The organism is Silvania confinis (assembly GCF_025564085.1).
Lineage (GTDB): Bacteria > Pseudomonadota > Gammaproteobacteria > Enterobacterales > Enterobacteriaceae > Enterobacter > Enterobacter confinis.
The window spans coordinates 514,400-534,845 of the sequence record NZ_JAMGZJ010000078.1; the positions used below are offsets into that span (position 1 = coordinate 514,400).

The following is a 20,446-nucleotide window of genomic DNA, read 5'->3' on the forward strand; positions in this document are numbered from 1 at the left end:
TGGTTAGCAGAGTAATTAACATGGCGGGGTTATACAAGGGTGAAATAATTGAGGCACCGTCAGGTGCCTGTTGGGTGAAAATGTGGCATCAACTTAATGCCGCTTATACTCATTTTCCTGGTAGTCACTGGATTCTATTTTTGCAATACCGGCTTCTAAAATAGAAATAAACTGACGTGCGACATCTGTGGTAAGCCACAGTGTCTGCCCAACTTCCGCTTCTACACGGTCGGGGTGGTTCGGGGTCTGGTAGTGCAAACGCAGCATCAGTGCGTCATAGCTGTCCACGGTGCTGATATCCCAGCCAACGAGAGGATGGGTCTGGATTACTTCATTATTCTTTTCCATCATAACCCCCTGAATACGTGTTTAAAGACAACGACTGTGAGGTTCAATGCGTGTTTTTCTGAAGCAATTTCAGTATATCAAGTAATAAGGGTTCTGAAGGGAAAAATAAACAGGCAGCAACACATTTTTCTAACATTTAGGATTGTTTGAACAATAAAACACCATGGGAAGGGTGATTTTTAAGACTTTTTCGAAATATTTTGCGGGGGAATGAAGGGCGAAAAAAAGCCGGGGCGACCCGGCAAAAAACACAATGAGGGAGCAGAATTAATCGGTAATAAACCAGTCGTCAGCGCTTTCCCAGGTTTCCTGTAAAATTTCGCTGATGCGTTCTTTATCTTCTTTTGCGCCGCCAATGACGGACAGGTTGTTGGCCCCGGCATAGCGGACGGTGACTGCACCGTTGCTCTCGGGAAATGAATCGTTTATACGGCGGGATAGTTCACCGGCCAGTGCATCCAGCGCCCCGGCAGGCAAAGCAGTGGTTCTGGCAACAGTTACTTCAATACGCATAGTAGCCCCCTGTGTTTATACTGTGTATTTATACAGTCATGCGAGCAAGCTTGCAACAGGGGGCGACGATTTTTTAGCGTTTAACTGTCCACTGCACGGTTTCACCCGCGAGGAATGGGATCAGTGTGTCATCGGTCAGGGCGATCGATTCGACCACGCTGCTCTCTTCGCGCACCAGTTCAACAAAGCTCTCGTTAACCGGCAAACCGTAGAAACGCGGGCCGTTCAGGGAACAGAAGGCTTCGAAGTGCTGCAGGGCATTCATCTCGTCAAAGACCTGCGCATAGCTGGCCAGCGCAGTCGGCGCGTTAAAGCAGCCTGCACAGCCGCAGCTGGCCTCTTTGCGGTGACGGGCATGTGGGGCTGAGTCGGTTCCGAGGAATACACGATCGCAGCCGCTGGCGACCAGCTCACGCAGCGCCTGCTGGTGGATATTGCGCTTGAGAATGGGCAGGCAGTACAGGTGCGGGCGCACGCCGCCCACCAGCATGTGGTTGCGGTTAAACATCAGGTGCTGTGGGGTAATGGTGGCGGCGAGGCGATCATTGCCGTCACGCACGTAGTCGGCCGCCTCTTTGGTGGTGATGTGTTCAAACACCACTTTCAGCCCCGGCAGACGCTGGCGCAGTGGCTCCATCACGCTGTCGATAAAACGCGCCTCGCGATCGAAAATATCGATCTCCGCGTGGGTGACTTCGCCATGCACCAGCAGCGGCATCCCCAGTTTTTCCATACGCTCCAGCACCGGCATAATGGCATCGATACTGGTCACGCCGTGGCTGGAGTTGGTGGTCGCGTTGGCCGGATAAAGCTTGGCGGCAGTAAACACGCCTTCGTTAAAGCCGCGCTCAACCTCATTCGGATCGAGGGTGTCGGTCAGGTAGCAGGTCATCAGCGGGGTAAAGTCGTGACCGGCAGGCACCGCATCAAGAATGCGCTGGCGATAGGCAATGGCCGCATCGACCGTGGTGACGGGCGGTACCAGGTTTGGCATCACAATCGCGCGGCCATAAATTTCACTGGTATACGGCACGACGATGTTGAGCATATCGCCATCGCGAAGATGGATATGCCAGTCGTCTGGGCGGCGGATTTTCAAAACCTGGGAAGATGCAGTCATGGATAGGCTCCGGCTGAGTGAGATGATTTTTGCCGGACACAAAGAATAGGGGGAAACGTTTTCGTTTGCACTCTTTTCCGTAAAAAAAGGCGCCGAAGCGCCTTCAAGGTTAGTCAGTGAAGGGGATAACGATCTCGCCTGGCTTCACTTCGATCCCTTTTGCGTACTTTTTCGCCAGTGCCTCGCCCTTGCTGTTGTCTTCTCGCAGGACGTAAGCAGGCTGCTGATTAAAGTAGTTTTGCAGCGACTGGTTCAGATAGGGCATCAGTGTCTGCAGGAACGGTTTCATCTTATCCGGTGTCACCACGGCCTCGGCGATCTCCATCTGCTGCAGGTAGATAGCGCCTTTTTCTTTGTTAAACACCGGCAGGGCTTTTAACTTCAGTTTGATATTGGCTTTCTGGCTGCCGAACAGGGAGTTCATATCCAGGCTGGCATCGCCGGAAAGCACCACTTTGTTGGGTTCTTCGCGGCCAATCTGGCTGGCAAGATTGGTCAGGACGATATGCGCATCGGCAACGCCGGGCACGCCAATATCCTTCGAGAAGTTATTGCGCTTCTGCAGCGCCTGATTAATTTCCTGCTCGCTGACGGTGTACTGTGTAAGCTGATTACATCCCACCAGCAGGCCGCAAACCATTAACGCAGCGGCAATTACAATCTTTTTCATGGGTTCCCTCGACAGAATGTCAGCGCCTTAATTATGACGCGACAGTATGTCAGGGGTGACTGGCTCAAACCAGCAGAAAAAGCCGATAGGAAGTGGGCGGTCTGAATGAGACCGCCCGGAGAGGGATTACAGCGCCTGGGACGACAGCAGGTTCACCTGAGTCTGCTTGGCCATATTATCGCGGTAATCGGCGACCCGCGTCGGCCAGCTGATACCCGCGACAATCGTCAGATTGCGCAGCAGCGGGAACAGGTGGATATCGTCATCCGACAATTCGCCATTTACCGCGTTAGGCTTGACGATAAGCTTATCCAGCGCCCGGAGATCGTCGCTGATGTTCTTCACCAGCCCCGCCGAATGGGACAGATGCTCCGCGAAGCTACCGATGGCCTCCTCTTTTCTCGCCACAAAGCTGGCGCGCGCCTGCGGGGTAGAGAACTCATCAAAGGCGCCTTTTGCAAAGCGGGGGATCAGCAGGCGGTTGGCATAGCCGTTGACCTTGCGCAGCCATTCGGCAATCGCCGGATTTTGCTTGCCGGTTAGCAGCGGCTGGCCATCAAGTGCGTCTACATAGCGCACGATATCCATGCTTTCGGGCAGATAACGGCTGTCATCTTTTTGCAGGATTGGCACCATTTTTTTACCAATCATCCGCGTTGGCGTGGCGTCGTCGTCACTCAGGAGCGTTATCCTTTCGACGGGAAGATTTTTAAGGCCAAAAATCATGCGGGCTTTCACACAGAACGGGCAGTGATCGTAAATATAAAGTTTCACGTTTCTCCTCCAGTGGTTGACCATCAATATTCAGTATGGCGGAGAAAAAAGCCCGTTACAAATCAGGCACCCGGTTCAAGCATGCCTGGCGCGCTGCGCTTGTGGCTAAATTGCCAGCCCAGCGCGAAGAAGGTCATGACCCCAATCAGCGCCAGCATCACCCACGGCAGCTCCGGCTGGTTAAAGGCTTTACCGGCATCGAACAGCCAGCCGCCCCCGGCATAGCCGAGCGCGCCGCCAATCGCCAGACCAAGGCGGCTAAAGCCCATGTAGCTGCCGCGCGCCCGGGCATCGGCCAGTTTCGCGCTTAATGTTTCACGCGCCGGTTCCGCAATAATCGAGCCGATATAGAACGTGCAGATCAGCATAAACAGCTGCTGTAACGAGCTCACCATACCGATCGGCAGCATGCTCAGGGACATCAGCAGCAGTCCGGCCATCAGGCGATGCTCAAGACGAAAACGCTTTTCGCTCCAGCGGGCGATGGGGTACAGCAGGCTCAGCGACAGGCAGGCTTCGATGGCGTACATCCACTTCACTGCTGCCGGGGAACCGGCAATATCATTGACCATGATCGGCAGCATCAACATCACCTGGACGCCCAGCATGTAATAACCTGCCAGCGTCAGCACGTAGGTGATAAAGCGTTTATCGCGCCATACCCGGTTGAGTCCCTCGCGGACCGGCGCTTTAACGGTCGACAGTTTCCAGGCGGGCAGCAGCCAGGCGTTAAACCCGGCGCAGAGAATAAACAGCACCGCCCCGGTGGCGCACACCAGGCGGAAGTCGTATTGCAGTAGCCAGCTTCCTAACAGCGCGCCAACCACCGCGCCGGCGCTATCCTGCATCATCAGCAGGGAGAAAAAGCGCCCACGCTGCTGAGGGCGAATCAGCTTCACCACCAGCGCGGTACGCGGCGGGTCGAACAGCGTGCCGCCAAGGCCGGAAATAATACAGGATACCCACAAAAGCCAGGGTTCATGGGCCACCGCCATGGTGGCAAACCCCGCGGCACGCAGCAGCATCCCGGTGACGATCATCGGTTTGGCGCCAAAGCGATCGGCAATCGCACCGCCAAAGACCCCCAGTCCCTGCTGAACGAGCTGGCGAAGCCCCAGCGCGATCCCGACCATTAATGCCGCCCAGCCCATCTGATCGACAAAGCGAATCGAAATGAGGGGGAAAACGACAAAAAAGCCAAGCACAACCAGCATGTTATCGACTAACAGGAAACATTTACCCAGGTTACGGGCCTGCGAGATACGGGACATTTCCCCTCCAGGGGAATAAAGATGATAAGCGCGCTAATATTCTGCGTTGTTGCCGGGGGTTTTCCCACACAACCTGTCACAATATTTTTTTATCAAGAGGTGACTTTGATTCAGGTTTTTCATCGAAAAAGGTGAAAAGCAGTAAAAAGGGTATGTCACTGTTTTCCCAGACGGCAATGGCGCAGGTATAGTAAAGCTAACGGGTCAAGGTTGTAACGGGAAGGAGTGGTATCAATGTTTGGCTATCGCAGTAATGTGCCGAAAGTGCGCCTGACGACCGACCGGCTGGTGGTTCGCCTGGTGCACGAGCGTGATGCCTGGCGTCTGGCGGACTACTACGCTGAAAATCGTCAGTTTTTAAAACCCTGGGAACCCGTACGCGATGAAAGTCACTGTTATCCTTCCGGCTGGCAGGCGCGGCTAAGCATGATCGCGGAGTTCCACAGGCAGGGCTCGGCGTTCTATTTTGCGCTGCTCGATCCTGATGAGAAAGAGATCATCGGGATTGCCAACTTCTCTAACGTGGTGCGGGGCTCGTTCCATGCCTGCTATCTGGGCTATTCCATCGGGCAAAAATGGCAGGGGCAGGGGCTGATGTACGAGGCGCTGATCTCGGCGATCCGCTACATGCAGCGCACCCAACATATCCACCGGATTATGGCTAACTATATGCCGCACAATCAGCGCAGTGGCGGTTTACTGGCGCGCCTCGGATTCGAAAAAGAGGGCTACGCCAAAGATTACCTGCTGATAGACGGCGAATGGCGCGATCATGTTCTGACGGCGCTGACCACCCAACAATGGAGCGCCGGGCGCTAAGGAACAGAAATGAAATATCAGTTAAGCGCCACCGAAGCGCGCGTGATTGGCTGCCTGCTGGAAAAGCAGGTCACCACGCCGGAGCAGTATCCGCTCTCGGTCAATGCCGTCACCCTCGCCTGTAATCAAAAAAGCAACCGTGAACCGGTGATGAATCTCGCCGAGCATGAGGTGCAGGATCAGCTGGATGCCCTGGTGAAGCGCCATTATCTGCGGACCGTTAGCGGGTTTGGCAATCGCGTCACCAAGTACGAGCAGCGCTTTTGTAACTCTGAGTTTGGTGCCCTGAAGCTGAGTTCGGCGGAGGTCGCTATCATCGCTACCCTGCTGCTACGCGGGGCGCAAACGCCTGGCGAACTGCGTACCCGTGCAGCAAGAATGCATGAATTCGCTGATACCCAGCAGGTGGAGCAAACCCTTGAGGCGTTAGCCAGCCGGGAAGATGGCCCCTTCGTGCTGCGCCTCGGGCGCGAGCCCGGCAAGCGCGAAAGCCGCTTTATGCACCTGTTCAGCGGCGACGTTGAAACGCTGAACACTGTGCCAGAGGCCGTTGCCCCGGTGGCAGACGATGGCCTGGCGGCTCGCGTTGAGGCGCTGGAGAACGAAGTCGAAGAACTGAAACAGCGGCTTGATTCGCTGCTGGCACATCTGGGAGATTAACGGTGACAAAATTACGAGTAGGCGTAGTTGGCCTTGGCGGCATTGCGCAAAAAGCCTGGCTGCCGGTGCTGAGTACCGCCACCGACTGGACGTTACAGGGGGCGTGGTCGCCTTCACGCGATAAGGCGCTGCGGATTTGCGAGTCCGTGCGCATGCCCTACCTGGGTTCGCTGCAGGATCTGGCTCGCGAATGTGATGCGGTGTTTGTTCATACCTCGACGGCGACCCACTATCAGGTGGTCAGCGAGCTGCTGCAGGCGGGGGTTCACGTCTGCGTCGATAAACCGCTGGCGGATAATCTTGCCGACGCCGAGCGTCTGATTGAGCTCGCCGCGCAGAAAAAACTGACCCTGATGGTCGGCTTTAACCGCCGCTTTGCGCCGCTCTATCAGCAGCTCAAATCGCAGCTTAACGGCGCGGCCTCGCTGCGCATGGATAAGCACCGCAGCGACAGCATCGGGCCGAACGACCTGCGCTTTACGCTGCTGGATGATTATCTGCACGTGGTGGACACCGCCCTGTGGCTGGCGGGTGACAACGTTCGCTTAACCGGTGGCACGCTGCAGACCAACGATCAGGGGGCGATGGTCTATGCCGAGCACCATTTCAGCGCGGATAATCTACAGGTAACGACCTCTATGCACCGCCGGGCAGGCAGCCAGCGGGAGTGGGTCCAGGCGGTCACCGATGGCGGGCTGCTGGATGTCACCGATATGCGCGAGTGGCGAGAAGAGCGGGGCGCGGGCGTGGTGACGCCCGCTATTCCGGGCTGGCAAAGTACCCTTGAACAGCGCGGATTTGCCGGCTGCGCCCGTCACTTTATCGAATGCGTGCAAAATCAGACGGTTCCTGAAACTGCGGGTGAACAGGCGATCCGCGCCCAGCGTATCGTGGAGAAGCTGTGGCGCGATGCCATCAGCGAATAACCCGCTGTAACATCTGGCGATAGCAATTCCGCCGTTTCGGGGTAGACTACGCGCTATTGTTTTGTAGGCCGGGTAAGCGTCACGCCACCCGGCGAAAATTCGCCTGCTTTGCAGGCGTTTTCCGTTTGGTAGTGGAAATTCACGTTAATGAACTTATTAAAATCGCTGGCGGCCGTCAGCTCGATGACCATGTTCTCGCGCGTGCTGGGGTTTGCACGCGACGCCATTGTGGCGCGGGTCTTTGGTGCAGGGATGGCGACGGACGCCTTTTTTGTCGCCTTCAAGCTGCCAAATCTGCTGCGCCGTATTTTTGCTGAGGGGGCATTTTCCCAGGCGTTTGTGCCGATTCTGGCGGAGTACAAAAGTAAACAGGGTGAAGACGCCACACAGGTGTTTGTGTCGTATGTGTCGGGCCTGCTGACCCTCGCGCTGGCAATTGTGACGGTGGTGGGGATGCTGGCCGCCCCGTGGGTAATTATGGTGACGGCACCGGGTTTTGCCGACACCGCCGATAAGTTCGCCCTGACCACGCAGCTGCTGCGTATCACCTTCCCCTATATCCTGCTGATTTCGCTGGCCTCGCTGGCGGGGGCGATCCTTAATACCTGGAACCGCTTCTCGGTCCCGGCCTTTGCGCCGACCTTCCTTAACATCAGCATGATCGGTTTTGCGCTGTTTGCCGCACCACACTTTAACCCACCGGTGTTGGCACTCGCCTGGGCCGTTACCGTCGGAGGGGTTCTGCAGCTGGCTTATCAACTGCCGCATCTGAAGAAGATTGGCATGCTGGTCCTGCCGCGCATTAGCTTTCGCGATGCCGGGGCGATTCGGGTGGTCAAGCAGATGGGACCGGCAATTCTCGGGGTGTCTGTCAGCCAGATTTCTCTGATCATCAACACCATCTTTGCCTCGTTCCTGGTCTCCGGATCGGTGTCGTGGATGTACTACGCCGACCGTCTGATGGAGTTCCCCTCCGGGGTGCTGGGCGTGGCGCTGGGCACCATTCTGCTGCCGTCGCTGTCGCGCAGTTTTGCCAGCGGCAACCACGATGAGTATTGCCGCCTGATGGACTGGGGATTGCGCCTTTGCTTCCTGCTGGCGCTGCCGAGCGCGGTGGCGTTGGGGATCCTCGCGAAACCGCTGACCGTGTCCTTGTTCCAGTACGGTAAATTTAGCGCCTTTGATGCGCTGATGACCCAGCGCGCGCTGGTGGCTTACTCCGTTGGGCTGATGGGGTTGATTGTGGTGAAGGTACTGGCTCCGGGCTTTTACTCGCGTCAGGACATCAAAACACCGGTCAAAATTGCCATCGTGACGCTGATTATGACCCAGCTGATGAACCTGGTGTTTATCGGTCCGCTCAAGCACGCCGGTCTGTCGCTCTCTATCGGCCTCGGGGCCTGCCTGAATGCCGGATTGCTGTACTGGCAATTGAGAAAACAGAAGATTTTTACCCCGCAGCCGGGCTGGTCAAGTTTCCTGGTGCGTCTGGTGATTGCCGTGCTGGTGATGGCGGCGGCGCTGCTGGGCATGATGCACGTGATGCCGGACTGGGCGCAGGGCACCATGTTCTACCGTCTGCTGCGCCTGATGGCGGTGGTGGTGGTCGGTGTGGTGGCGTACTTCGCGACCCTTGCGGCGCTGGGCTTTAAGCTAAAAGAGTTCGCCCGCCGCACGGCGTAAACACAAAAAGGGCGTACCTGTCGGTACGCCCTGTTCTTAATTATTCAGCGCTCAAATCGTGAACTTCTTCCCACCGCTGCGTGAATTGGACGTTTGACCGTCCGCACCATACAGCCCCGTCTCCTGGTGCGGTTTAAGCACCTCCAGCGCCTGCTGATTACGGGTTATTTGACCTTCGAGTAGCCAGCCATTGTGCTGATTGAGATCGCGCAGATGCTGGGTTTTTTCAGTAATAGTTTGCCAGCGCTCGGCGACATCGTCATTGGCGCTACGGCGAGCCTGTTGCTCCGCGCGACGCTGCTGCTCCAGATAGTCGAGGGTGGCCAGCAGCGAGCTTTTATCTTCAGTAATGCGCTGCAACGCGCTGCCGTGAACATTACCGGCAGACAGCTGTTGTTGTTCGGCATCCATCACCGTTTTCAGGTCGTTTAACACAACCGTCATTTGATCCATTATTTCCGTCAGACGACTCATACGGTGGTTACTCTAAGAAACTTTGCGCTTCCTGGATCAGCGCGTCGGCGATTTTACTGGTATCCATTTTCAGCTCACCGTTGCGGATCGCAGTTTTAAGCGATTCAACGCGTTCCATGTTGATGTCGTTGCTGCCCGGCTGCATCAGCTTCGCCTGGGCATCGCTCAGCGTAACGCTGGCGCTGGTACTGTCGGCGCTGGCCGATTTTTGCAGGCGCGTTTTTGCCGTTGCAGTGTCATGCAATTCGCGAGGTTGTACAGTGCTAACCGGCTTCAGGGGCGATGTACGATCAATGCTCATTATGTTGTCCTCATCGAGGGTTGGCGGCGTGAGCGCCTGACATTTTCATTTGTTAATGATTTATCGGCAGCCGCTGCATAATCTTTAAAAAGATTATAGGTTAATCAGAATATTCCCATCAGAATCGACCGTTCCGCTCACCACCTGGCCGGAAGTCATCCTGACGCGCGCGTTCTGGGCGACGGCCGCGTTGTTCAGAGCCTTACCTTCACCGTTGACGCTAAAGCCCTCGCCGCTGGCAATCACCATCACTCGCTGCCCGGCTTTGATCCGCCAGGACTGGCGCAGCATCGACAGCTGCAGAGGCTGGCCGGGGGCCACGTCGCGCAGGCTGACGGCATTCTGTGCCTGGTTAATGTCCAGCATGGTGCGCGGAGGAAGCTGATCCAGCCTGCCACGCTTTAGCGAGACGCTCCCCGGCTGCACGATGCCACCCCGGGGGATGGCCTGGGACGCGACAACATAATCGCCCGTCGCCTGAACTGCAACTTGTATAAAGCGTTTCTCATTACCGCAGAGGGCGGTAACGCTCACGTTGCCCCACAGTTTGCTGTTGCCCAGGACGCTAAAGGCCGGCATTTCGCAGGAGGGGAGCATCGTCGGCGGCGTGCGAACCTGAACCGTCACTTCATCGCTAAACCCGGTCAGACGCTGGGTAAAAAACGCCGTCAGCTGGGCGTTAAGATCCTGCGCCAGCGAGACAGAGCTCCAGAGAAGTAAGGTTGCGGTCATGCCACGTTTTAACGCCATATCGCCAGTACCCGTCGGTTCGAGAATGAGCAGAATTCTACCTGTAGCGGATTCGCATCAACGCAATAAATAGCGACGCATTTTGCGCTTATTCCGTCGATGACGGGCATGGGTTGAGATTTAAGCTATCCACTGAAATTTTGCCCTCAGCGGAGGATATATGCTCGATAGACTCGACGCCTCGCTACGTTTTCAGCAGGAAGCGCTCAATTTACGCGCCCAGCGTCAGGAAATTCTGGCGGCCAATATCGCGAACGCCGATACCCCAGGGTTTCAGGCGCGTGATATCGATTTTTCCAGTGAACTGAAGAAAGTCATGGAGCGTGGGCGGGCTGAAAATAGCGGTGTCGCCCTTACGCTGACGTCCGCTCGCCACATTCCCGCCGCGACCGTGACGACCCCGAACACCGATTTACTTTATCGCATTCCCGACCAGCCATCCCTCGACGGCAACACCGTTGATATGGATCGGGAGCGTACGCAGTTTGCCGACAACAGCCTGCAGTACCAGATGGGGCTGACCGTTCTCGGCGGACAGATCAAAGGCATGATGAACGTCCTGCAGGGGGGTAACTAAGTTTGGCCTTACTGAATATTTTTGATATCGCCGGTTCCGCGCTCACCGCGCAGTCCCAACGCCTGAACGTGGCGGCCAGTAACATGGCTAACGCCGACAGCGTAACCGGCCCGGACGGCCAACCTTACCGCGCCAAGCAGGTCGTTTTCCAGGTCGATGCTGCACCCGGTGCTGCCACCGGCGGGGTAAAAGTGGCGAATGTGATTGAGAGCCAGGCACCGGACAAACTGGTGTACGAGCCCGGCAATCCGCTGGCGGATGCCAGTGGCTACGTCAAAATGCCCAACGTGGATGTGGTGGGCGAAATGGTGAACACCATGTCGGCTTCCCGTAGCTACCAGGCCAACGTTGAAGTGCTGAACACGGTGAAGAGCATGATGCTCAAAACGCTCACTCTGGGCCAGTAAAGGAGAGACCAATGTCCATCGCCGTCAATATGAATGACCGGACGAATACCGCCGTCAGCGGGACCAGCGGCACCACGGGCAGCACTTCGCTGACCGGGAATAGCGCCTCTGACCTGCAGGGTAGCTTCCTGACGCTGCTCGTTGCGCAGCTGAAAAACCAGGATCCTACCAACCCGATGGAGAACAACGAACTGACGACGCAGCTTGCGCAGATCAGCACCGTGAGCGGCATCGAAAAACTGAACACCACGCTGGGCTCCATTTCCGGGCAGATCGACAACAGCCAGTCGATGCAGGCCAGCACCCTGATCGGTCATGGCGTCATGATCCCAGGAACCACGGTTCTGGCGGGTACCAACGGTGCCGAAGGCTCCACAACGACCTCCACCACGCCGTTTGGCGTTGAGCTGCAGCAGAGCGCGGACAAAGTCACCGCCACCATCACCGACAAGAACGGTGCGGTGGTGCGCACGATTGATATCGGCGAGCTGAAAGCGGGCGTCCATACCTTTACCTGGGACGGGACGATGACCGATGGCGCCAGCGCGCCAAATGGCTCTTATAACGTTGCGATTTCCGCCAGCAGCGGCAGCACTCAGCTGGTGGCACAGCCACTACAGTTTGCGCTGGTGCAGGGCGTCATTCGCAACGGCAACGGTAACACGCTGGATCTGGGTACTTACGGAACCACTACGCTCGACGAAGTTCGGCAGATTATTTAAGCCCTAATACTTATCAGGAGTAAGTCATGGCCTTTTCTCAAGCGGTCAGCGGCCTGAATGCTGCGGCCACTAACCTCGATGTCATCGGTAACAACATTGCCAACTCCGCGACCTATGGTTTTAAGTCCGGTAGCGCCTCTTTCGCCGACATGTTCGCCGGCTCCAAAGTGGGTCTGGGCGTAAAAGTCGCCGGGATCACTCAGGACTTCAGCGACGGCACCACCACTAACACCGGTCGTGGCCTCGATGTTGCCATCAGCCAGAACGGTTTCTTCCGCATGCTCGACAGCAACGGTTCGGTTTACTACAGCCGTAACGGTCAGTTCAGCCTCGACGAAAACCGCAACCTGGTGAACATGCAGGGTCTGCAGCTGACCGGCTTCCCGGCAGCAGGCAGCCCACCGACGGTGCAGACTGGCGCGAACCCACAGGCGATCTCCATTCCTGTCGACCTGATGCCCGCGAAAGCAACCACCACCAGTAGCCAGCAGATCAACCTGAACTCCACCGACACCGTGCCAACGGTTGCGTTTGATGCCACCTCGGTGAACCCAAACTCGGACAGCTACAACAAAAAAGGCACCATCACCGTTTTCGACACCCAGGGTAACGCCCACAACATGTATGTCTACTACGTGAAAACGGCAGACAACAAGTGGGATCTGTATACCCAGGATGGCAGCGTAGCCAACGCGAAAATCACCAAATCAGCGCAGATGAACTTCGACAGTAACGGCAATCTGGAAGGGGTTTACAACTACAGTGCGGCGGGTGTGCTGAGCGCGACCAAGAACGCCAACCCGGCGATCAACGTGACCACCGACCCGTTAAGCGGTGCGATTCCGGTGACCTTTGCGCTGAGCTTCCTTAACTCAATGCAGCAGAACACCGGCGCAAACAACATCGTGGCTACCAACCAGGACGGCTACAAGCCGGGTGACCTGGTGAGCTATCAGATTAATGACGACGGCACGGTGGTAGGTAATTACTCCAACGAACAAAACCAGCTGCTCGGGCAGGTTGTACTGGCGAACTTCGCCAACAACGAAGGCCTGCAGTCTGAAGGTAACAACGTCTGGTCGGCAACCCAGTCCTCTGGCGTGGCCCTGCTGGGCACCGCGGGCAGCGGTAACTTCGGTACCCTGACCAACGGCGCGCTGGAAGCTTCCAACGTGGATCTGAGTAAAGAGCTGGTCAATATGATCGTCGCGCAGCGTAACTATCAGTCGAACGCGCAGACCATCAAAACCCAGGATCAGATCCTCAACACGCTGGTTAACCTCCGCTAATTGGCTGACGGGATAGCTTAATGGATCACGCAATTTATACCGCGATGGGCGCTGCCAGTCAGACGCTCAATCAGCAGGCAGTGACCGCCAGTAACCTGGCGAATGCTTCAACGCCGGGTTTTCGTGCGCAGCTCAATGCGCTGCGCGCGGTGCCGGTGGAAGGGTTGACCCTGCCAACGCGTACCCTGGTGGTCGCCTCTACGCCGGGTGCCGACATGACGCCAGGGCAGATGGACTACACCTCGCGTCCGCTCGACGTGGCCTTACAGCAGGATGGCTGGCTGGCGGTGCAAACCGCTGACGGCGGCGAAGGCTATACCCGTAACGGGAATATCCAGGTCGATGCCGTTGGACAGCTGACCATTCAGGGTCATCCGGTTATCGGTGAAGCCGGTCCGATCACCGTGCCGGAAGGCTCGGAGATTACCATCGCTGCCGACGGCACGATCTCGGCGTTAAACCCGGGCGATCCGCCGAATACCGTGGCCCCGGTGGGTCGTCTGAAGCTGGTGAAAGCCGAAGGCAACGAAGTGCAGCGCGGCGACGACGGGATGTTCCGTCTGAGCCAGGCGGCACAGGCGACCCGTGGCGCAACCCTGCAGGCCGACCCGAGTATCCGCGTGATGTCCGGGGTGCTGGAAGGCAGTAACGTCAAGCCGGTTGCCGCGATGGCCGACATGATTGCCAGCGCGCGTCGTTTTGAAATGCAGATGAAGGTGATCTCCAGCGTGAATGAAAACGCCGGACGCGCCAACCAGCTGCTGTCAATGAGTTAACAGGACTCCTTATGATCAGTTCTTTATGGATCGCGAAAACTGGCCTCGACGCGCAGCAAACCAATATGGACGTGATCGCCAACAACCTGGCGAACGTCAGCACCAATGGTTTTAAGCGTCAGCGTGCGGTTTTCGAAGATTTGCTTTATCAAACCATCCGCCAGCCGGGTGCGCAGTCGTCTGAACAGACTACGCTGCCGTCGGGTCTGCAGATTGGTACCGGGGTTCGCCCGGTGGCGACCGAACGTCTGCACAGCCAGGGCAACTTGTCCCAGACCAACAACAGCAAAGATGTGGCGGTCAAAGGCCAGGGCTTCTTCCAGGTGCAGCTGCCGGACGGAACCTCTGCCTACACTCGCGACGGTTCGTTCCAGGTGGATCAGAACGGCCAGCTGGTGACGGCGGGCGGTTTCCAGGTTCAGCCTGCGATCACCGTTCCGGCTAACTCCCTGAGCATCACTATCGGGCGTGACGGGGTGGTGAGCGTGACCCAGCAGGGTCAGGCCGCGCCGGTGCAGGTGGGGCAGTTGAACCTCACCACCTTTATGAACGATACCGGTCTGGAAAGCATCGGTGAGAACCTGTACATCGAAACCCAGTCCTCTGGTGCGCCGAACGAAAGCACACCGGGGCTGAACGGGGCAGGTCTGCTGTATCAGGGGTATGTGGAAACCTCAAACGTTAACGTCGCGGAAGAGCTGGTGAACATGATCCAGGTTCAGCGTGCGTACGAAATTAACAGTAAAGCAGTGTCGACGACCGACCAGATGCTGCAGAAACTGACGCAACTTTAAGGTGTAGTCCGGTGCGGTCAACGCCGCACCGGCTCCCTGTTTTCGAAGATGAAGGCAATGCAAAAAAACGCGGCGATTCGTTATCCGGTATTGACTCTCCTGGCGGTGACCCTCAGCGGGTGCGCGTGGGTTCCGTCTAAACCTCTGGTCCAGGGTGCGACTTCCGCCCAACCCATTCCCGGCCCAACGCCGATTGTGAATGGCTCTATTTTCCAGACCGCGCAGCCGATTAACTACGGTTATCAGCCGCTGTTTGAAGACCGTCGTCCGCGCAATATCGGCGACACGCTGACTATCCAGCTGCAGGAAAACGTCAGCGCCAGCAAAAGCTCGTCGGCGAATGCCAGCCGTGACGGGAAAACCAATTTCGGCTTCGACACCGTACCGCGCTATCTGCAGGGCCTGTTCGGCAATGCCCGCGCCGATGTCGATGCCTCTGGCGGCAACTCCTTTAACGGTAAAGGCGGCGCCAATGCCAGCAACACCTTTAGCGGCACGTTGACGGTCACCGTCGACCAGGTGCTGGCGAACGGCAACTTACACGTCGTGGGTGAAAAACAGATCGCCATCAACCAGGGCACGGAGTTTATTCGTTTCTCCGGTGTGGTTAACCCGCGCACCATCAGCGGCTCCAACACTGTACCGTCCACCCAGGTGGCCGATGCGCGCATTGAGTACGTCGGCAACGGCTACATCAATGAAGCGCAGAATATGGGCTGGATGCAGCGTTTCTTCCTTAACTTATCGCCGATGTAAGCGAGGTGACACATGTTTAAAATTCTCTTCGCAGCGACTCTGGCACTGGTGGCGACCTTCGCCCAGGCCGAACGGATCCGTGATTTGACCAGCGTGCAGGGCGTACGTGAAAACTCCCTGATCGGTTACGGTCTGGTCGTTGGGCTTGACGGAACAGGTGACCAGACCACCCAGACGCCGTTCACTACCCAGAGCCTGAACAACATGCTCTCCCAGCTTGGCATTACCGTGCCGGCTGGCACCAACATGCAGCTGAAAAACGTGGCGGCAGTGATGGTCACCGCGTCGTACCCGGCGTTTTCGCGTCAGGGACAGACCATCGATGTGGTGGTCTCCTCGATGGGTAACGCCAAAAGTCTGCGCGGCGGCACCCTGCTGATGACCCCGCTGAAAGGGGTAGACAGCCAGGTTTACGCCCTGGCGCAGGGCAACATTCTGGTCGGCGGTGCAGGTGCATCCGCAGGCGGCAGCAGCGTGCAGGTTAACCAGCTTAACGGCGGGCGCATCACCGGCGGCGCGATTATCGAACGTGAACTGCCAACCCAGTTCGGTGCCGGGAACACCATCAACCTGCAGCTGAATGACGACGACTTCACCCTCGCGCAGCAGATTGCCGACACCATCAACCGCAGCCGTGGCTTCGGTAGCGCAACCGCACTGGATGCGCGCACGGTGCAGATCCGCACCTCCAGCGGCGGCAGCAATCAGGTCCGTCTGCTGGCGGATATCCAGAATATGGAAGTCAACGTCACCCCGCAGGACGCCAGAGTGATCATCAACTCGCGCACCGGATCGGTGGTGATGAACCGCGAAGTCACGCTCGATAACTGCGCTGTGGCGCAGGGTAACCTGTCGGTGACGGTAAACCGCTCGGCCAACGTCAGCCAGCCGGATACGCCATTTGGCGGCGGCCAGACGGTGGTTACACCGCAAACCCAGATTGATATGCGCCAGAGCGGTGGCTCGTTGCAGAGCATAACCTCCAGCGCCAACCTGAATAACGTCGTGCGCGCGCTGAATGCACTGGGTGCGACGCCAATCGACCTGATGTCCATTCTGCAATCGATGCAGAGTGCCGGTTGTCTGCGTGCCAAAGTGGAAATCATCTAATGCTGACCGATAGCAAACTGCTGACCAGCGCGGCCTGGGATACCCAGTCGCTCAACGACCTGAAAGCCAAAGCAGGCAAAGATCCGGCGGGTAATATCCGCCCGGTTGCCCGCCAGGTAGAGGGCATGTTTGTGCAGATGATGCTGAAAAGCATGCGTGAGGCGCTGCCGAAAGACGGCATGTTCAGCAGCGACTCGACGCGACTGTATACCAGCATGTATGACCAGCAGATTGCGCAGCAGATGACCTCCGGTAAAGGATTAGGGCTCGCCGATGTGATTGTTAAGCAGATGGCGGCCGCCCAGGGCGTGCCGCCGGAAGAGCAGCCTCAGCAGGTACCGATGAAGTTCGATCTGGAAACGGTGACCAGCTATCAAAATCAGGCCCTGACGCAGATGGTGCGCAAGGCGCTGCCGAAAACACTCGAAAGTAACGATGAACCGCTGACCGGTGACAGTAAAGACTTCCTTGCCCAGCTCTCGCTGCCAGCGCGTCTTGCCAGTGAACAGAGCGGCGTCCCGCATCACCTGATCCTCGCCCAGGCGGCGCTGGAATCCGGCTGGGGGCAGCGGCAGATCCGCCGTGAGAATGGCGAGCCGAGCTTCAACATTTTTGGGGTGAAGGCGTCGGGAAGCTGGAAAGGGCCGACCACGGAAATCACCACCACCGAATTTGAAAATGGAGAAGCGAAAAAAGTCAAAGCGACATTCCGCGTATACAGCTCGTATCTGGAAGCGCTTTCCGATTACGTCAACCTGTTGAGCCGCAATCCGCGCTACGCCGCCGTGACCCAGGCCGCCACCGCAGAGCAAGGCGCACAGGCGCTGCAGAGCGCTGGCTACGCCACCGACCCGCAGTATGCCCGCAAACTGACCAGCATGATCCAGCAGCTCAAATCGATGGGCGAGAAAGTCAGCAAAGCCTACAGCAACGATCTCGAAAATCTGTTCTGAAAAGTGCTCAAGTCCGGGTGGAGACTGCCGATAATCTTCATCAGGACTCGTGTCTAAAGAATAAAAGGAACCCCCATGTCCAGTTTGATCAACAGCGCCATGAGTGGCCTCAGCGCGGCACAGGCAGCGCTGAATACCGCCAGTAATAACATTTCAAGCTATAACGTGACGGGTTATACCCGCCAGACGACGGTGCTGAGCGCTTCAAACAGCACCCTGACCGGCGGCGGTTGGGTTGGCAACGGCGTGTATGTCTCCGGGGTCCAGCGCGAATATGATTCATTCATTACCAACCAGCTGCGCACGGCGCAGAACCAGAGCAGCGCCCTGAATACCCGCTATCAGCAGATGTCAAAAATTGACGATGTGCTGTCCGGCACCACCAACAACCTGTCAACGACGATGCAGGGCTTCTTTACCAGCCTGCAAACCCTGGTCAGCAATGCCGAAGATCCGGCTGCGCGTCAGACGGTATTAGGCAAGGCCGATGGCCTGGTAAACCAGTTTAAAGTCAACGACCAGTACCTGCGCGACCAGGATAAGCAGATCAACATCGCCATCGGCACCAGCGTGGATCAGATCAACAACTACGCGAAGCAGATTGCGAACCTCAACGATCAGATTTCTAAACTGACCGGCGTAGGGGCAGGGGCATCGCCAAACAACCTGCTCGATCAGCGCGACCAGCTGGTGAGCGAACTGAACCAGGTTATCGGCGTTGAAGTTTCGGTCCAGGACGGCGGCACCTATAACGTGTCGTTTGGCAATGGCTACAACCTGGTGCAGGGCAGCACCGCCAGTCAGCTGGCGGCCGTGAAGTCCAGCGCCGATCCTTCCCGTACCACCGTGGCGTTTGTTGACGTGGCGGCGGGCAGCGTGGAGATCCCGGAGAAGCTGCTGACCAACGGATCGCTCGGCGGATTGTTGACCTTCCGTACCGAAGAGCTCGATACCGCGCGCAATACCCTCAATCAGCTGGCGCTCTCTTTCGCCAACGCCATGAACACCCAGCATGCCAAGGGCTTTGATGCCGAAGGCAATCCCGGTGGTAAATTATTCGACATCGGTTCGCCAGCGGTGCTGGCTAACAGCAAAAATAGCGGTTCGGCCACTGTGTCTGCCACCATCAACGTGGCGGAAAGCACCAAAGTCCAGGCCACCGATTACAAGATGGAGTTTGACGGCGGTAACTGGAAGATCACCCGTCTGTCCGATAAAACCAGCGTGACGGCTACCGATGACGGCAACGGCAATTTGTCGTTCGACGGCCTGACGGTCAACGTTTCCGGCGCTGCCGGTAATAAAGACAGCTTTATTATCAAGCCGGTCGCGAATGCCATCGTCAATATGGACCTGATGATCAGCGACGAATCGAAGCTGGCCCTTGCGTCGGACCCTGCGGACGGTGAGAGCGATAACCGCAACGGACAGGCGCTGCTGGATCTGCAAAACAGCAAAGTGGTGGGTGGCAATAAAACCTTCAACGATGCCTATGCCTCACTGGTCAGTACCGTCGGCAGCAAAACAGCGACCTTGAAAACGAGCAATACGACACAGGCGAACGTGGCGACGCAGCTGAGCAATCAGCAGCAGTCCATTTCCGGGGTTAACCTCGACGAAGAGTATGGCAACCTGCAGCGCTTCCAGCAGTACTACCTGGCGAATGCCCAGGTACTGCAAACCGCCAGCACGCTCTTCGATGCGTTAATTAATATTCGCTAAGGCCGAGGTGAACGATGCGTATTAGCACCCAGATGATGTATCAGCAGAACATGCGCGGGATCACCGATTCCCAGAGCAAGTGGATGGGCTACGGTGAGCAGATGTCCACCGGGCAGCGCGTTAACCGACCTTCGGATGACCCGATTGCCGCTTCGCAGGCGGTGGTGTTATCCCAGGCGCAGTCGCAGAACAGCCAGTTTACGCTGGCCCGCTCCTTCGCTACGCAGAAAGCGTCGCTGGAGGACAGCGTGTTAAGTCAGGTGACGACGTCGATTTCCGCAGTACAGGAAAAAATCATTTACGCAGGCAATGGCACGCTTAATGACGATGACCGAATGTCATTAGCCGCTGACCTGAAAGGTCTTCGCGACCAGCTGATGAACCTGGCTAACTCAACCGATGGTAACGGTCGTTTTATTTTTGCTGGATATAAAACTGAAACACCGGCCTTCGATAGCACGACTGGAGACTATCTTGGCGGGAATGATCCTATTTACCAGCAAGTTGATTCCGCCAGAAATATGATGATTAGTCATACCGGTAAGCAAGTTTTTGAGAGTGTTACCAGTAACGCGGATGAAATGCCGGGCGGCGGGTATGGTGAGACCAATATTTTCAAAACGCTTGATAGCGTAATCTCTGCGTTGAAATTGCCGGTTGACGGTGACGCTACTGCTGCACAAACCCAGGCGGACGCACTGAAAGCGGCTGGAGTAAGTGTTAAAAATACGCAGAACAATATCCTGACCGTGGTTGCTGATATCGGTAGCAAGCTTAATGAACTTGATAGCCTCGATTCACTGGGGAAAGACCGTTCTTTAAGCCAGACCCAGCAGATGAGTGATCTTATCGACGTGGACTGGAATGCGGCAATCTCCTCTTACACGATGCAGCAAGCCGCGCTCCAGGCATCCTACAAAGCGTTCAGCGATATGCAGGGGATGTCCCTGTTCCAGCTCAATAGATAATGTTTTGACCTTTAGAACAGGGCTTGAAACTGGTCATGTTCTCTCTGCCCAATCCGTTCGCGC

Annotated in this window: 24 protein-coding genes; 15 read left to right on the plus strand and 9 right to left on the minus strand. The window is 56.8% G+C overall.

The features are described from left to right. Window positions 1-93: 93 nt before the first annotated feature. The 6 genes from bssS to mdtH all read right to left on the minus strand — a co-directional run bounded on the left by bssS (window position 94) and on the right by mdtH (window position 4,696). Window positions 94-348: a biofilm formation regulator BssS gene (bssS, locus tag M8013_RS20205; protein ID WP_271270167.1), complete on the minus strand. Its 255-nt coding sequence runs from the start codon at window positions 346-348 to the stop codon at window positions 94-96. A 267-nt stretch (window positions 349-615) separates the two neighbouring features. Then, the gene (dinI, locus tag M8013_RS20210; RefSeq protein WP_271269556.1) at window positions 616-861 is read right to left on the minus strand and encodes a DNA damage-inducible protein I; all 246 of its coding nucleotides are present in this window, start codon (window positions 859-861) and stop codon (window positions 616-618) included. 73 nt (window positions 862-934) lie between these two features. Then, window positions 935-1,981, minus strand: coding sequence for a dihydroorotase (pyrC, locus tag M8013_RS20215; RefSeq protein WP_271269557.1), 1,047 nt, complete (start codon window positions 1,979-1,981; stop codon window positions 935-937). 109 nt (window positions 1,982-2,090) lie between these two features. Further along, window positions 2,091-2,651, minus strand: coding sequence for a lipoprotein (locus M8013_RS20220; RefSeq protein WP_271269558.1), 561 nt, complete (start codon window positions 2,649-2,651; stop codon window positions 2,091-2,093). Between the two features lie 126 nt (window positions 2,652-2,777). Next, the gene (gene grxB, locus M8013_RS20225) at window positions 2,778-3,425 is read right to left on the minus strand and encodes a glutaredoxin 2 (RefSeq protein WP_271269559.1); all 648 of its coding nucleotides are present in this window, start codon (window positions 3,423-3,425) and stop codon (window positions 2,778-2,780) included. Between the two features lie 62 nt (window positions 3,426-3,487). Then, complete coding sequence (gene mdtH / locus M8013_RS20230; protein WP_271269560.1) at window positions 3,488-4,696, minus strand: multidrug efflux MFS transporter MdtH; 1,209 nt, start codon at window positions 4,694-4,696, stop codon at window positions 3,488-3,490. Between the two features lie 234 nt (window positions 4,697-4,930). Between mdtH and rimJ the strand changes: the two genes are divergently transcribed. The 4 genes from rimJ to murJ all read left to right on the plus strand — a co-directional run bounded on the left by rimJ (window position 4,931) and on the right by murJ (window position 8,784). Then, the gene (gene rimJ / locus M8013_RS20235; RefSeq protein ID WP_271269561.1) at window positions 4,931-5,515 is read left to right on the plus strand and encodes a ribosomal protein S5-alanine N-acetyltransferase; all 585 of its coding nucleotides are present in this window, start codon (window positions 4,931-4,933) and stop codon (window positions 5,513-5,515) included. Between the two features lie 9 nt (window positions 5,516-5,524). Further along, the gene (locus M8013_RS20240) at window positions 5,525-6,175 is read left to right on the plus strand and encodes a YceH family protein (RefSeq protein ID WP_271269562.1); all 651 of its coding nucleotides are present in this window, start codon (window positions 5,525-5,527) and stop codon (window positions 6,173-6,175) included. 2 nt (window positions 6,176-6,177) lie between these two features. Continuing rightward, window positions 6,178-7,101, plus strand: a complete 924-nt coding sequence (locus tag M8013_RS20245; RefSeq protein WP_271269563.1) for a Gfo/Idh/MocA family protein — start codon at window positions 6,178-6,180, stop codon at window positions 7,099-7,101. A 147-nt stretch (window positions 7,102-7,248) separates the two neighbouring features. Next, complete coding sequence (gene murJ / locus M8013_RS20250) at window positions 7,249-8,784, plus strand: murein biosynthesis integral membrane protein MurJ (protein ID WP_271269564.1); 1,536 nt, start codon at window positions 7,249-7,251, stop codon at window positions 8,782-8,784. A gap of 51 nt (window positions 8,785-8,835) precedes the next feature. Here the strand turns inward: murJ and flgN are convergent, their stop codons facing one another. The 3 genes from flgN to flgA all read right to left on the minus strand — a co-directional run bounded on the left by flgN (window position 8,836) and on the right by flgA (window position 10,309). Further along, window positions 8,836-9,258, minus strand: coding sequence for a flagella biosynthesis chaperone FlgN (gene flgN / locus M8013_RS20255; RefSeq protein WP_271269565.1), 423 nt, complete (start codon window positions 9,256-9,258; stop codon window positions 8,836-8,838). A gap of 7 nt (window positions 9,259-9,265) precedes the next feature. Beyond that, a complete protein-coding gene (gene flgM, locus M8013_RS20260) occupies window positions 9,266-9,559 on the minus strand; it encodes a flagellar biosynthesis anti-sigma factor FlgM (RefSeq protein WP_271269566.1) in 294 nt (97 codons plus the stop codon). Window positions 9,560-9,652: 93 nt separating this feature from the next. Further along, window positions 9,653-10,309, minus strand: coding sequence for a flagellar basal body P-ring formation chaperone FlgA (flgA, locus tag M8013_RS20265; protein WP_271269567.1), 657 nt, complete (start codon window positions 10,307-10,309; stop codon window positions 9,653-9,655). A gap of 160 nt (window positions 10,310-10,469) precedes the next feature. Between flgA and flgB the strand changes: the two genes are divergently transcribed. From flgB to flgL, 11 genes are all read left to right on the plus strand, one after another. Continuing rightward, window positions 10,470-10,886, plus strand: a complete 417-nt coding sequence (gene flgB / locus M8013_RS20270) for a flagellar basal body rod protein FlgB (protein ID WP_271269568.1) — start codon at window positions 10,470-10,472, stop codon at window positions 10,884-10,886. A 2-nt stretch (window positions 10,887-10,888) separates the two neighbouring features. Continuing rightward, window positions 10,889-11,293: a flagellar basal body rod protein FlgC gene (gene flgC / locus M8013_RS20275; RefSeq protein ID WP_032617532.1), complete on the plus strand. Its 405-nt coding sequence runs from the start codon at window positions 10,889-10,891 to the stop codon at window positions 11,291-11,293. Window positions 11,294-11,304: 11 nt separating this feature from the next. Beyond that, window positions 11,305-12,015: a flagellar hook assembly protein FlgD gene (gene flgD / locus M8013_RS20280; RefSeq protein WP_271269569.1), complete on the plus strand. Its 711-nt coding sequence runs from the start codon at window positions 11,305-11,307 to the stop codon at window positions 12,013-12,015. Window positions 12,016-12,041: 26 nt separating this feature from the next. Beyond that, a complete protein-coding gene (gene flgE / locus M8013_RS20285) occupies window positions 12,042-13,304 on the plus strand; it encodes a flagellar hook protein FlgE (protein ID WP_271269570.1) in 1,263 nt (420 codons plus the stop codon). Window positions 13,305-13,324: 20 nt separating this feature from the next. Next, window positions 13,325-14,080, plus strand: a complete 756-nt coding sequence (locus tag M8013_RS20290) for a flagellar basal body rod protein FlgF (RefSeq protein ID WP_271269571.1) — start codon at window positions 13,325-13,327, stop codon at window positions 14,078-14,080. Window positions 14,081-14,091: 11 nt separating this feature from the next. Further along, window positions 14,092-14,874, plus strand: a complete 783-nt coding sequence (flgG, locus tag M8013_RS20295) for a flagellar basal-body rod protein FlgG (protein WP_271269572.1) — start codon at window positions 14,092-14,094, stop codon at window positions 14,872-14,874. A gap of 57 nt (window positions 14,875-14,931) precedes the next feature. After that, on the plus strand, window positions 14,932-15,630 hold the full coding sequence (gene flgH / locus M8013_RS20300) for a flagellar basal body L-ring protein FlgH (RefSeq protein WP_271269573.1): 699 nt from the start codon (window positions 14,932-14,934) through the stop codon (window positions 15,628-15,630). A gap of 12 nt (window positions 15,631-15,642) precedes the next feature. Continuing rightward, window positions 15,643-16,740, plus strand: a complete 1,098-nt coding sequence (locus M8013_RS20305) for a flagellar basal body P-ring protein FlgI (RefSeq protein ID WP_271269574.1) — start codon at window positions 15,643-15,645, stop codon at window positions 16,738-16,740. Continuing rightward, a complete protein-coding gene (flgJ, locus tag M8013_RS20310) occupies window positions 16,740-17,693 on the plus strand; it encodes a flagellar assembly peptidoglycan hydrolase FlgJ (protein WP_271269575.1) in 954 nt (317 codons plus the stop codon). The genes M8013_RS20305 and flgJ overlap by 1 nt, the downstream gene beginning before the upstream one ends. Window positions 17,694-17,768: 75 nt before the next feature. Further along, complete coding sequence (gene flgK / locus M8013_RS20315; protein ID WP_271269576.1) at window positions 17,769-19,415, plus strand: flagellar hook-associated protein FlgK; 1,647 nt, start codon at window positions 17,769-17,771, stop codon at window positions 19,413-19,415. A gap of 14 nt (window positions 19,416-19,429) precedes the next feature. After that, the gene (gene flgL / locus M8013_RS20320; protein WP_271269577.1) at window positions 19,430-20,383 is read left to right on the plus strand and encodes a flagellar hook-associated protein FlgL; all 954 of its coding nucleotides are present in this window, start codon (window positions 19,430-19,432) and stop codon (window positions 20,381-20,383) included. The last annotated feature ends 63 nt before the right edge of the window (window positions 20,384-20,446 follow it).

Coding starts and splice junctions, on each gene's coding strand:
- bssS (WP_271270167.1), bottom strand. CDS start 348: ATGGAAAAGAATAATGAAGTAATCCAGACCCATCCTCTCGTTGGCTGG.
- dinI (WP_271269556.1), bottom strand. CDS start 861: ATGCGTATTGAAGTAACTGTTGCCAGAACCACTGCTTTGCCTGCCGGG.
- pyrC (WP_271269557.1), bottom strand. CDS start 1,981: ATGACTGCATCTTCCCAGGTTTTGAAAATCCGCCGCCCAGACGACTGG.
- M8013_RS20220 (WP_271269558.1), bottom strand. CDS start 2,651: ATGAAAAAGATTGTAATTGCCGCTGCGTTAATGGTTTGCGGCCTGCTG.
- mdtH (WP_271269560.1), bottom strand. CDS start 4,696: ATGTCCCGTATCTCGCAGGCCCGTAACCTGGGTAAATGTTTCCTGTTA.
- rimJ (WP_271269561.1), top strand. CDS start 4,931: ATGTTTGGCTATCGCAGTAATGTGCCGAAAGTGCGCCTGACGACCGAC.
- M8013_RS20240 (WP_271269562.1), top strand. CDS start 5,525: ATGAAATATCAGTTAAGCGCCACCGAAGCGCGCGTGATTGGCTGCCTG.
- murJ (WP_271269564.1), top strand. CDS start 7,249: ATGAACTTATTAAAATCGCTGGCGGCCGTCAGCTCGATGACCATGTTC.
- flgN (WP_271269565.1), bottom strand. CDS start 9,258: ATGAGTCGTCTGACGGAAATAATGGATCAAATGACGGTTGTGTTAAAC.
- flgM (WP_271269566.1), bottom strand. CDS start 9,559: ATGAGCATTGATCGTACATCGCCCCTGAAGCCGGTTAGCACTGTACAA.
- flgA (WP_271269567.1), bottom strand. CDS start 10,309: ATGGCGTTAAAACGTGGCATGACCGCAACCTTACTTCTCTGGAGCTCT.
- flgB (WP_271269568.1), top strand. CDS start 10,470: ATGCTCGATAGACTCGACGCCTCGCTACGTTTTCAGCAGGAAGCGCTC.
- flgD (WP_271269569.1), top strand. CDS start 11,305: ATGTCCATCGCCGTCAATATGAATGACCGGACGAATACCGCCGTCAGC.
- flgE (WP_271269570.1), top strand. CDS start 12,042: ATGGCCTTTTCTCAAGCGGTCAGCGGCCTGAATGCTGCGGCCACTAAC.
- M8013_RS20290 (WP_271269571.1), top strand. CDS start 13,325: ATGGATCACGCAATTTATACCGCGATGGGCGCTGCCAGTCAGACGCTC.
- flgG (WP_271269572.1), top strand. CDS start 14,092: ATGATCAGTTCTTTATGGATCGCGAAAACTGGCCTCGACGCGCAGCAA.
- flgH (WP_271269573.1), top strand. CDS start 14,932: ATGCAAAAAAACGCGGCGATTCGTTATCCGGTATTGACTCTCCTGGCG.
- M8013_RS20305 (WP_271269574.1), top strand. CDS start 15,643: ATGTTTAAAATTCTCTTCGCAGCGACTCTGGCACTGGTGGCGACCTTC.
- flgJ (WP_271269575.1), top strand. CDS start 16,740: ATGCTGACCGATAGCAAACTGCTGACCAGCGCGGCCTGGGATACCCAG.
- flgK (WP_271269576.1), top strand. CDS start 17,769: ATGTCCAGTTTGATCAACAGCGCCATGAGTGGCCTCAGCGCGGCACAG.
- flgL (WP_271269577.1), top strand. CDS start 19,430: ATGCGTATTAGCACCCAGATGATGTATCAGCAGAACATGCGCGGGATC.